The 10,702-nt window shown below is 73.1% G+C and carries 11 protein-coding genes; all 11 read left to right on the forward strand.

Annotation, left to right across the window (positions count from 1 at the left end):
* Positions 1-587, forward strand: a 587-nt coding sequence (locus tag ETD96_RS32645; protein ID WP_138640334.1) for a 3-hydroxyacyl-CoA dehydrogenase family protein, incomplete at its 5' end; no start/stop codon positions are given.
* Positions 587-1,258 carry an O-methyltransferase gene (locus ETD96_RS32650; protein ID WP_138640335.1) on the forward strand — a complete coding sequence of 224 codons (672 nt, stop codon included), beginning with the start codon at positions 587-589 and terminating at the stop codon, positions 1,256-1,258. The genes ETD96_RS32645 and ETD96_RS32650, both read left to right, overlap by 1 nt.
* A gap of 15 nt (positions 1,259-1,273) precedes the next feature.
* Positions 1,274-1,546 carry an acyl carrier protein gene (locus tag ETD96_RS32655; protein WP_138640336.1) on the forward strand — a complete coding sequence of 91 codons (273 nt, stop codon included), beginning with the start codon at positions 1,274-1,276 and terminating at the stop codon, positions 1,544-1,546.
* Positions 1,539-2,639 (forward strand): acyl-CoA dehydrogenase family protein, encoded by a 1,101-nt coding sequence (locus ETD96_RS32660; protein ID WP_240808388.1) that lies wholly within the window; start codon positions 1,539-1,541, stop codon positions 2,637-2,639. Before ETD96_RS32655 ends, ETD96_RS32660 begins: the two co-directional genes overlap by 8 nt.
* Positions 2,640-2,659: 20 nt before the next feature.
* Positions 2,660-3,751: an HAD-IIIC family phosphatase gene (locus ETD96_RS32665; RefSeq protein WP_205719558.1), complete on the forward strand. Its 1,092-nt coding sequence runs from the start codon at positions 2,660-2,662 to the stop codon at positions 3,749-3,751.
* A 174-nt stretch (positions 3,752-3,925) separates the two neighbouring features.
* A complete protein-coding gene (locus ETD96_RS32670; protein ID WP_138640338.1) occupies positions 3,926-4,867 on the forward strand; it encodes an ATP-binding cassette domain-containing protein in 942 nt (313 codons plus the stop codon).
* Between the two features lie 5 nt (positions 4,868-4,872).
* Positions 4,873-5,625: an ABC transporter permease gene (locus ETD96_RS32675; RefSeq protein WP_240808389.1), complete on the forward strand. Its 753-nt coding sequence runs from the start codon at positions 4,873-4,875 to the stop codon at positions 5,623-5,625.
* Positions 5,626-5,871: 246 nt separating this feature from the next.
* Positions 5,872-6,168 (forward strand): phosphopantetheine-binding protein, encoded by a 297-nt coding sequence (locus ETD96_RS32680; protein ID WP_138640340.1) that lies wholly within the window; start codon positions 5,872-5,874, stop codon positions 6,166-6,168.
* Complete coding sequence (locus tag ETD96_RS32685; protein ID WP_138640341.1) at positions 6,165-7,412, forward strand: cytochrome P450; 1,248 nt, start codon at positions 6,165-6,167, stop codon at positions 7,410-7,412. Before ETD96_RS32680 ends, ETD96_RS32685 begins: the two co-directional genes overlap by 4 nt.
* Positions 7,409-8,140, forward strand: a complete 732-nt coding sequence (locus ETD96_RS32690; protein WP_138640342.1) for a thioesterase II family protein — start codon at positions 7,409-7,411, stop codon at positions 8,138-8,140. Before ETD96_RS32685 ends, ETD96_RS32690 begins: the two co-directional genes overlap by 4 nt.
* Before the next feature lie 45 nt (positions 8,141-8,185).
* Positions 8,186-10,702: type I polyketide synthase (locus tag ETD96_RS32695; protein ID WP_138640343.1), on the forward strand; the 2,517-nt coding region annotated here is incomplete at its 3' end.

Consider the following 10,702-nt stretch of genomic DNA (forward strand, 5'->3'; position numbering starts at 1 on the left):
CCGAGGACGCCGAGCTGAAGGCGGCGGCGCACCGGGAGATCGCCGCCGCGGTCGCGCCGGGCACCGCGCGGATCACCAACACCTCCTCCATCCCGGTGGACGAGCTCGCCGGCCGGGTCCCGTCCCCGGCGGACCTGGTGGGCGTCCATTTCATGAACCCGCCCTACCTGATCGGCACGCTGGAGGTCGTGCGCGGGCCGCGGACCGGTGAACGGGCCATGGCGGCCGTGAAGGAGCTGCTGTCCGTGCTGGACCGGAAGGGGATCGTGGTCGGCGACGGCCCCGGCTTCGTCACCAGCCGCGTCCTGCACCGCATGATCAATGATGCGGCGAACGTCGTCGCGGAGGGCCGGGCCACCGTCGAGGACGTCGACGCGCTGATGGAGGGCTGCCTCGGGCACCCGACCGGTCCGCTGCGGACCGCCGACCTGATCGGGATCGACAACCTCGTCGACTCGCTGACGGTGCTGTACGAGCGCACCGGGGACGAGGGCTGCCGCCCCAGCGAGCTGCTGCTGCGCAAGGTCGCCGAAGGCGACCACGGGCGCAAGACCGGCCGCGGCTTCTACGAGTACGGGGTCCGCTGATGGCCGGGCAGGTGGAGCTGAGCGAGCGGCTGCTCGACTACGTGCGGTCGGTGTCGCTGCGCGACGACGCGGTCCTCCGCGACCTGGTCGCCGAGACGGCGGCCATGCCGCCGCTGCACGCCATGGTGACGATGCCGGAGGAGGGGCAGCTGCTCGCCCTGCTGGTCGGGCTGACCGGGGCGGGCCGGGTGCTGGAGATCGGCACGTTCACCGGCTACAGCACCCTGTGCATGGCGCGGGCGCTGCCGCCCGGCGGCCGGATCGTCACCTGCGACATCAGCGCGCGCTGGACCGCGGTCGCCGAGCGGTACTGGGCGCGCGCCGGCGTCGCCGACCGGATCGAGCTGCGGCTCGGGGACGCCGCGGAGACCATGGCGAAGCTGCTCGCCGAACGCGGCCCCGGAACGTTCGACCTGGTCTTCGTCGACGCGGACAAGACCGGCTACGCGCACTACTACGAGCAGGCGCTCACCCATCTGCGGCCGGGTGGCCTGGTGGTGCTCGACAACACGCTCTTCTTCGGGCGGGTCGCCGACCCCGGCGCGGACGATCCCGACACCGAGGCCATCCGTGCGCTCAACGCCTCGCTGCACGGCGACACGAGAGTCGACCTGTCGCTGCTCGTGATGGCGGACGGGATCACGCTGGCCCGCAAGAACACGACGAGCTGAGAAGGGGTTCGGCCCATGACGGAATCGACGACCGCCCCATCGGCCGCTGAGATCGAGCAGCGGATCGGTGCGTTCCTCGAAGTGAAGACGAAGGTGACGTGGGAGCGGGAGGTGGACCTGTTCGCCTCCGGGGCGGTCTCCTCGCTCTTCGCGATGGAGCTGGTGGTGTTCGTGGAGGGGGAGTTCGGCGTCACCGTGGAGGGCGCCGACCTGGCGCTCGACAACTTCCGCACCCTGCGGTCCATGAGCACGCTGGTCACCCGGCTACGCGGTGGCGACGGTGCTTGAGACCCTGACCGCGCTGGTCACCGACACGGTCGGCGACGCCGCAGGCGCGTGGGACGTGGCGGGCGAGATTCCGGTCCCCCTGCTGCGGGCCCTGGGCGCGAAGGGCGTGCTGTGCGCAGAGGCGGCCCCCGAGTTCGGCGGCCCCGGCCTGTCCGGCGCCGACAACGGGGCGCTCACCGCGCACACCGGTGCGCTGTGCAGCTCGCTGCGCAGCGTGATGACCTCGCAGGGGATGGCGGCCTGGACCGTCCAGCGGTTCGGCGACCGGGAGCAGCGGGCCGAGTTCATCGGCCGGCTCACCGGCGGCGACCTGGCCGCGGTGGCGTTCAGCGAGGCGGGCGCGGGCAGCGACCTCGCCGCGATGACCACCGAGATCCGGCGCGACGGCGACGAGATCGTCGTCGACGGCGCCAAGACGTGGATCACGGTCGCCGCCTACGCCGACTGGATCGTCGTGTTCGGCCGGTACGCGGGCGCGGGCGGCGTCGCCGTCGTGCCCGCCTCCGCACACGGCGTCCGCGTGGAGCGGGTGCCCGAACCGCTCGGCTGCCGCGCCGCCGGCCACGCCGCCGTGACCCTCGACGGCGTGCGGCTGCCCGCGGGGAACCTCCTCGCGGTGGCCGGGCAGCCGGTCGTCATGCTGACCACCATCGCCCTGGCGTACGGGCGGCTGTCGGTGGCCTGGGGATGCGTCGGCATCCTGCGCGCCTGCCTCGCGGCCGCCGCCCGGCACGCCCGGACCCGCGAGCAGTTCGGGAAGCCCCTCCTCCAGCACCAGCTCGTCGCCCGCCACCTGGCCGAGCTCTACGCCGCCGAGCGGACCGCGACCTATGCCTGCGAGCAGGCCGCCCGCAGCCGGGACGAGGGGTCGCCGGAGCAGGTGCGCGCGGGGGTCCTCGCCAAGCACGTCGCGGCCGGGAACGCCGCGCGCGGCGCGGCGTCCGCGCTGCAGGTGCTCGCGTCCGCCGGCGCGTCCGGCGGGCACGTCGTGGAGCGGGCCTACCGCGACGCGAAGCTCATGGAGGTCATCGAAGGCAGCAGCGAGATCTGCCAGCTGATCCTCGCCGAGCACGCCGCCGCCGCGGCGGGCTGACCGACCCGACGGGAGCGGACGTGTCCGAAGCGCAACCGATCGTGAAATGCCTGGTCTGGGACCTCGACAACACGCTGTGGAACGGCACGCTCGCCGAGGACGGCCGCGTCGAGGTCGACGACGCCGTCCGCAAGGTCGTCATGGGCCTCGACGCGCGCGGCGTCCTGCAGGCCGTGGCGAGCCGCAACGACCACGACGAGGCGTGGGCGCGGCTCGAGGAGCACGGCCTCGCCGACTACTTCGTCCTGCCGCACATCGGGTGGGGCCCGAAGTCGGAGTCGGTGCGCAGCATCGCCGAGCGGCTGAACTTCTCCCCGCGGACCGTCGCGTTCATCGACGACCTGCCGAGCGAGCGCGCCGAGGTCGCCTACCACCTGCCGGACGTCCGGTGCTACCGGGCCGAGCAGGCCCGCGACCTGCTCGACCTGCCCGAGTTCAGCCCGCCGGTGGTCACCGTCGACGCGCGCCGGCGCCGCGAGATGTACCGGGCCGGGTTCGAGCGGGACCGGCAGCGCGAGCGCTTCCAGGGCGCCGACGAGGACTTCCTGCGCTCGCTCGGCCTGGAGATGCGGATCGCCGAGGCCGGTGAGGAGGAGATCACCCGGGTCGAGGAGCTGACGCTGCGGACCAGCCAGATGAACGCGACCGGCGTGCACTACTCGGACGCCGCGCTGCGCTCGCTGCTGTCCGACGAGGCCCACGACGTGCTGGTGGTCTCGATGGCCGACCGCTTCGGGCCGCACGGCGCCGTCGGGGTGGTGCTGGTCGAGAAGGCCCCGGGGGCGTGGCGCGTCAAGCTGCTGGCGACGTCGTGCCGGGTCGTCTCGTTCGGTGCGGGCGCGGTGCTGCTGCGGTGGCTCACCGACGCCGCGGCGCGGGCCGGGGCGCACCTCGCCGCCGACTTCCGGCGCACCGAGCGCAACCGGATGATGGAGGTGGCCTACCGGTTCGCGGGCTTCACCACCGCGGACTGCGCCTGCCTCGCCGCGTTCTCGCCCGCCGAGGGCATCCAGTGCCTCCACCTGGAGCCGGCCAGGCAGGACCCGCCGGCGACGATGCGGGTCTTCGCCCCGCCCCCGCACACCGGCGGGGCGCCGGTGGAATGGCTGTAGCCCGCGCTCGCCTCACCCGGGAGCCGCCGCCCCGGGGCCGGCCGGTGTCCCGGCAACGGGACATCGGTTCCGCGCCGGCGGTGACAAGTGCCCTGACCTGGAGTTGAAGAGATGAAATGAGGCGGCCCCGGAAAGACGGTTATATTTCCCGTCCCGATAGGGGAAAGTGGAGGCATGAGCAGTGGCTCGGCGATCACAGCTTCAGGGCTGCGAAAAGCGTTCGGTGACAAAGTCGTGCTCGACGGCATAGACTTCGAGGTCGCCGCCGGATCGGTCTTCTCCATGCTCGGCCCGAACGGCGCCGGCAAGACCACGACCGTGAACATTCTCGCGACCCTGTCGAAACCCGACGCGGGTACGGTGCGCGTCGCCGGCCACGACGTGGTGAGCGAGACCAGGAGCGTGCGCGCGGCCATCGGCGTGACCGGCCAGTTCGCCGCGGTGGACGAGCTGCTGACGGGCCGCGAGAACCTGAAGCTCATGGCGGACCTGAAACGGGTGCCGCACGGCGGGCGGGTGGCCGCGGAGCTGCTGGAGCGCTTCGACCTGGTGGACGCGGCCGACCGGATCGCCTCGTCCTACTCCGGCGGCATGCGCCGGAAACTGGACCTCGCGATGACGCTGGTCGGCGCCCCGCGGATCATCTTCCTCGACGAGCCGACCGCGGGCCTCGACCCGCGCAGCAGGCGCACCATGTGGGGGATCGTCCGCGAGCTGGTCGCCGCGGGCACCACCATCTTCCTCACCACCCAGTACCTGGAGGAGGCCGACCAGCTCGCCGACCACGTCGCGGTGCTCGACCAGGGGCGCCTGGTCGCCCAGGGCACCCCCGAGGAGCTCAAGCGGCAGGTGCCCGGCACCCATGTCCAGCTCAGGTTCGCCGGACCCGACGAGCTCGCCGCCGCCGCCCGGGTGCTGGACGGGTCCGCGCCGGACGTCCAGGAACTGACCCTGCGGGTGCCCGGCGACGGGGACTCCGCGTCTCTGAAGGCCCTGCTGGACCGGCTCGACGAGCACGCGATCATCGCCGAGCGGTGCACCGTGCACACCCCCGACCTCGACGATGTCTTCCTCGCCCTGACCGGGCGCACGAGCGCGGAGGCGAGCGCACGGTGAACGGTGTGGCGGCGGCTCTGGCGGACTCCTCGATCATGTTGCGCCGCAACCTGAAGCACAGCGTCCGCAACCCCCTCGTGGTGTTCAACGCGGTCCTGGTCCCCATCGGGATCATGGTGGTGTTCGTCAAGGTGTTCGGCGGCGCCTTCAGCGTCGGCGAGGACTACATCGACTACGCGACGCCCGGGATGATCGTGATGGCCGTCAGCTACGGGCTGGTGTCCACCGCGACGGCCGTCAACGACGACATGACCAAGGGCATCATCAACCGCTTCAAGGCCATGGACGTCTCCCGCGGCGCCGTGCTGACCGGGCAGGTCGTCATCACGACGGTGCGCTCGCTGGTCGCGATCGCCGCGATCGTCCTGGTGGCGCTGCCGATGGGGTTCAGCCCGCACGCGAGCGTGCTCCAGTGGCTCGGCGTCCTCGGCCTGGTCGTCCTGCTCACCGTGGCGGCCAGCTGGCTCGCCGTCGCGCTCGGCCTCGCCGCGAAGACCGCCGAGTCGGCGGGCATGGCCGCCGTGCCGCTGATCATGCTGCCGTTCCTCAGCAGCGCGTTCGTGCCCGCGGACACGATGGGCGCCGGCCTGCGGCAGTTCGCCGAGTACCAGCCCTTCACCCCGATCATCGAGACGCTGCGCGGGCTGCTGGCGGGCCACCCGTCGGGCGGCGACGCCGTCGCGGCCGTCCTCTGGTGCGTCGCGCTCGCCCTCGCCGGGTACGTGTGGGCGGTCTCGCTGTTCAAGAAGCGGGCCTGACGAACGGCACGTCCGATAACACCGGGGCCCGATAACACCGGGGCGCCTTCCGGTGTTCTTTCACGCTGCCCGGAATAAGCCGCGTCCCGACCTTTTCATTTCCCGCGCCGCGATGCGCGTCAACCCCTGCCCGGACTACGCGCGCCCGACGCCACCAGCGCACGTTCGGAAAAGCCGTTCGAGGGACACTCGGTTCACCCGTTCGAATGATGTGTCTCGCCGGCGGGACAGCGGAAAGGGCTGGCAATGGAATCGACGCCGCAGGTGCACCGGCGCGGTGGGCAGGACGAGGCCGCGCCGCCGAGCGCGCCCGCATCGCTCGTCGCGGAGATCTCGGCGCTGTGGGCGGAGCACCTCGACGGCCGCGACGTCGGCCCGGACGACGACTTCTTCGCGCTCGGCGGCAACTCGCTGATCGGAATCAAGATCATCGAGCGGGTGGGCCGGGAGTACGGCGTGGAGCTGTCCGTGCGCGACTTCTACCTGGCGCAGACGCCGGCGCGGGTCGCCGGGCTGGTCGAGCGGGGAAGGGCACGGACGTGAGGCTGACGCCGGGCCCGGCGCGCGACGTCGACCTCGACCGCGTCGACCTGTTCGACCTGGACCTGTACTCGGCGGGCGACCCGCACCCGATCTGGGACGTGATGCGGGCGAAGGCGCCCCTGCACCACCAGGTGCTGCCGGACGGCCGGGAGTTCTGGTCCGTCACCCGCTACGACGACGTCTGCCGCGTCCTCGGCGAGCATCGGCGGTTCACCTCGGAGCGCGGGACGGTGGTCACCCACCTCGGGGTGGACGACGTCGCGGCGGGCACGCTGCTGACCTCCACCGACCCGCCGCGGCACACCCTGGTCCGCCGGGCCATCGGCGCCAGGCTCACGGCCCGCGCGGTCGCGCCGTGGCGGGAGCGGATCCGGCGGGCGGTCGAGCGCTTCCTCGACCCGGCCCTGGACGGCGGCGTGTTCGACCTGGCGGAGCGGGCGCACCGCCTCCCGATGCTCGTCGCGGGCCCGCTGCTGGGGATCCCCGAGCGGGACTGGGACGCGCTCGTCCAGCTGACCGCGATGGTGACGGCCCCCTCGGACCCGCACTTCCGGCACGGCAGCGAGGCCGCGACCCTGGCGATCGCCCACCACGAGCTCGTCACCTACGTCAAGGAGTGGGCCGCCCGGCGCAGATCGGCGGGCGGCGACGACGGGAGCCTGCTCGACCACCTCATGAGCGTCCGGGTGGCGGGCGCGCCGCTCACCGACGAGGAGATCGCCCTCGACGGCTACAGCATCCTCCTCGGCGCCAACGTGACGACGCCGCACACCGTCTCGGGCACGGTGCTCGCCCTCATCGAGCGACCCGAGCAGTTCGGGAAGGTCCAGGCCGACCCGTCGCTGGTCCCGAACCTGGTGGAGGAGGGGCTGCGCTGGACGTCGGCCGCCTGCAACTTCATGCGGTACGCGGTGGACGACGTCCGCATCGCCGGCGGGACGGTCCCGGCGCGCGGCGCGGTCGTCGCGTGGATCGGGTCGGCCAACCGCGACGAGTCCCAGTTCGCCGACCCGCACACGTTCGACGTCACGCGGAACGCGAGCCGCCAGGTCGCGTTCGGGTACGGGCCGCACTACTGCGTCGGGGCGCCGCTGGCCCGGCTGACCCTCCGCGTCTTCTTCGAGGAGCTCCTGCGGCGCTTCGGGTCGATCGAGCTCGGCGGCGAGCCGCAGCACCTGCGGTCGTACTTCATCGCCGGGATGACGCACCTGCCCATCGTCGCCGGGGAACGGACGGCGCCATGACCGCCGGTTCCGCCGGCGCGCCGTGGTTCGTCCGGCCGCCGTCCCCCGACCGCGCCGCCCGGCTCCTGTGCTTCCCCTACTCCGGGTCGGGGGCGTCGGCGTTCAGCGGCTGGCCCGCCGCGATCGACGGCGTCGAGGTCTGCCCGGTGCAGTTCCCCGGCCGCGAGAACCGGCTGGGCGAGCCCCACTACGGCACGTACGGGAAGCTCGCGGCCGCCCTGATCGAACCCCTGACACCGCTGCTCGACCGCCCGTACGCGTTCTTCGGCCACTGCGCCGGCGCGCTGCCCGCGTACGAGACCGCCGTCCGGCTCGCGAGACTCGGACTGCCCGGCCCCGAATGCCTCGTCGTGTCGGGGCAGCCGGCCCCGCACGACGCGGCGCTCGACCGGATGCTCACCATGACCGAGGACGCGCTGCGCGCCGAACTGGAGTCGGTCATCCGCGGGCGCGGGATCGACCCGCGCCCGGACATGGTCGAGCTCGGCATGGTCGTGCTGCTCCGCGACCTCGCCGCCGCGCGCGAGTACCGGCGGGCGGAGCCGGTCGCGGTGCCCTGCCCCATCCTCGTCCTGCACTGGCGGGACGACCCCGACGTGAGCCTCGACCAGCTCGGCGGGTGGCGCCGCTACGCCGACTCCGTCGAGGTCCGGGTCGTCGACGGCGGCCACCACGACTTCATGAACGCCCCGGACGACCTGCTGAAGCTGCTGACCTCTTGGCGATGAGAACGGTGCGGCCGCGGGCCGTGCGCCGAGTACGGAGGGAATCGCATGTCCGAGTTGCGCGAGCCGGTCGCGGTCGTGGGCATGTCGTGCCGCCTGCCCAAGGCGGGTGATCCGCGCGCCTTCTGGGAGCTGCTGCGCGACGGCGGAAGCGGCATCACCGACGTTCCCGCCGGCCGCCGGGGCGCGCGCGGGCCGGTCGGCCCCGACGCCCCGGACGCCGCGGACCCCGGCGGGGTGATCTCCGCGCGCGGCGGCTTCCTGGACGACGTCGCCGGTTTCGACGCCGACTTCTTCGGCGTCGCGCCGAACGAGGCCGCGATGATGGACCCCCAGCAGCGCCTGATGCTCGAACTCGGCTGGGAGGCGCTGGAGGACGCCGGCATCGTCCCCGCCGACCTCGCCGGGACGCGCACGGGCGTCTTCGTGGGCGCCATCTGGGACGACTACGCGATCCGGCTCTACAAGCACGGCACCCGGCGCATCGACCGCCACTCCGTCACCGGGCTCCACCGCAGCATCATCGCCAACCGGCTGTCCTACACGCTCGGCCTCAACGGCCCCAGCCTCGCGGTCGACGCGGGCCAGTCCTCGTCGCTGGTGTCGGTGCACCTGGCCGCGGAGAGCCTCCGCGCCGGAGACTGCACGCTCGCGCTCGCGGGCGGGGTCAACCTCACGCTCACCCCCGAGAGCACCCTCGGCTCGTCCAAGTTCGGCGGGTTGTCACCGGACGGCCTGTGCCGGACCTTCGACGCCGGAGCCAACGGCTACGTCCGCGGCGAAGGCGGCGCCTACCTCGTTCTGAAGACCCTGTCCCGGGCGGTGGCCGACGGCGACCGGGTCTACTGCGTGATCGCGGGCACCGCCGTCAACAACGACGGGACCACGCCCGGCCTCACGGTTCCCAGCGCACGCGGGCAGGCGGAGGTCATCCGCCGGGCGCACGACCAGGCCGGCACCCGCCCCGAGGACGTCCAGTACGTCGAGCTCCACGGCACCGGGACCCGCGTGGGCGACCCGATCGAGGCCGCCGCGCTGGGAGCGGCGCTCGGCACCGGACGCCCCGCCGGATCACCGCTCCTCGTGGGGTCCGCGAAGACCAACGTCGGCCACCTGGAGGGCGCGGCCGGCGTCGTCGGGCTGCTCAAGACCATCCTCAGCATCTGGCACCGCGAGCTGCCGCCCAGCCTCAACTTCGAGACGCCGAATCCCGACATCGCCTTCGACGAACTCCGCCTCCGCGTCCAGCGGGACCTCACCCCCTGGCCCCGCCCCGACCGGCCCCTGGTCGCCGGCACCAGCTCCTTCGGCATGGGCGGCACCAACTGCCACGTCGTCCTCCGCGAGTGGACGGGCGGAGAGGACGCCGCCGCCCCTGCCGAGGTGGAGCCGGCGGTGGTGACGGACGGGACGTTGCCGTGGGTGGTGTCGGCGAAGTCCGAGGCCGCGCTTCGGGAGCAGGCGCGGCGGCTGCTGGATCATCTGGATGCTTTCCCGGAGGTGTCGCCCGCGCAGGTGGGGCATGCGCTGGTGGCGAGCCGCTCGGTGTTCGAGCACCGGGCGGTGGTCATCGGCCGGGAGCCCGCCGACTTCCGGGACGCGTTGGCGGCCCTGGCCGCCGGCGAGCCGTCAGCGCGCGTGGTGACGGGCAAGACGGCCGCCGCCCCCGGCAGGACCGTCCTCGTCTTCCCCGGGCAGGGCTCGCAGTGGGCCGGCATGGGCGTGGAGTTGACGCGCACCTCGCCGGTGTTCGCCGAGCACCTCACCGCGTGCGCGGACGCGCTGGAGCCGTTCACCGGCTGGAACCTGATCGACGTCCTCACCCAGGCGCCGGACGCACCGCGCCTCGACGGGGATGCCGTGGTCCAGCCCGCCTTGTGGGCGGTGATGGTCTCGTTGGCCCGCTTGTGGGAGCACCTTGGCATCATCCCGGACGCGGTGGTGGGCCACTCCCAGGGCGAGATCGCCGCCGCCCACATCGCCGGGATCCTCACCCTGGAAGACTCCGCCCGCATCGTGGCGCTGCGGTCCCGGGCGCTCACCCGCATCGCCGGCCGGAGCGGGATGGTCTCCCTGCCGCTGCCCGCGGACGACGCCGTGGAGCTGATCGAACGGTGGCGGGGACGGCTGGCGGTCGCCGCGCTCAACGGGCCCTCGGCCACCGTGGTCGCGGGCGACCGCGACGCCGTCGACGAGCTGCTCGCCTCCTGCGCGGACGACGGCGTCCGCGCCCGCCGCGTCCCCATCGACTACGCCTCCCACACCTGGCACGTGGAGGTGCTCCGCGCCGAGCTGCTGGAAGCGCTGGCGCCGGTCGAGCCTCGTCCCGCGACGGTCGAGTTCTACTCCACCGTCGCCGGCCATGCCGGCGGCGCGCTGAGCGACACCACGGTGATGGGGGCCGCGTACTGGTACGAGAACCTGGCCACCGCTGTCGACTTCCAGGCCGCCACCCGCTCTCTGCTAGACGACGGGCACACCCTGTTCATCGAGGCCAGTGCCCACCCCGTCCTCACCCACCCGCTGCAAGAGACCGTGGCCGGCCACGGTCTCTTGCAGCGGGTG

It is taken from the genome of Actinomadura geliboluensis (genome assembly GCF_005889745.1).
In the GTDB taxonomy this organism is placed as follows: domain Bacteria; phylum Actinomycetota; class Actinomycetes; order Streptosporangiales; family Streptosporangiaceae; genus Spirillospora; species Spirillospora geliboluensis.

Excerpts from the sequence above, each read along its gene's own strand:
- ETD96_RS32650 (WP_138640335.1), top strand. The coding sequence starts at position 587 with ATGGCCGGGCAGGTGGAGCTGAGCGAGCGGCTGCTCGACTACGTGCGG.
- ETD96_RS32680 (WP_138640340.1), top strand. The coding sequence starts at position 5,872 with ATGGAATCGACGCCGCAGGTGCACCGGCGCGGTGGGCAGGACGAGGCC.
- ETD96_RS32655 (WP_138640336.1), top strand. The coding sequence starts at position 1,274 with ATGACGGAATCGACGACCGCCCCATCGGCCGCTGAGATCGAGCAGCGG.
- ETD96_RS32690 (WP_138640342.1), top strand. The coding sequence starts at position 7,409 with ATGACCGCCGGTTCCGCCGGCGCGCCGTGGTTCGTCCGGCCGCCGTCC.
- ETD96_RS32670 (WP_138640338.1), top strand. The coding sequence starts at position 3,926 with ATGAGCAGTGGCTCGGCGATCACAGCTTCAGGGCTGCGAAAAGCGTTC.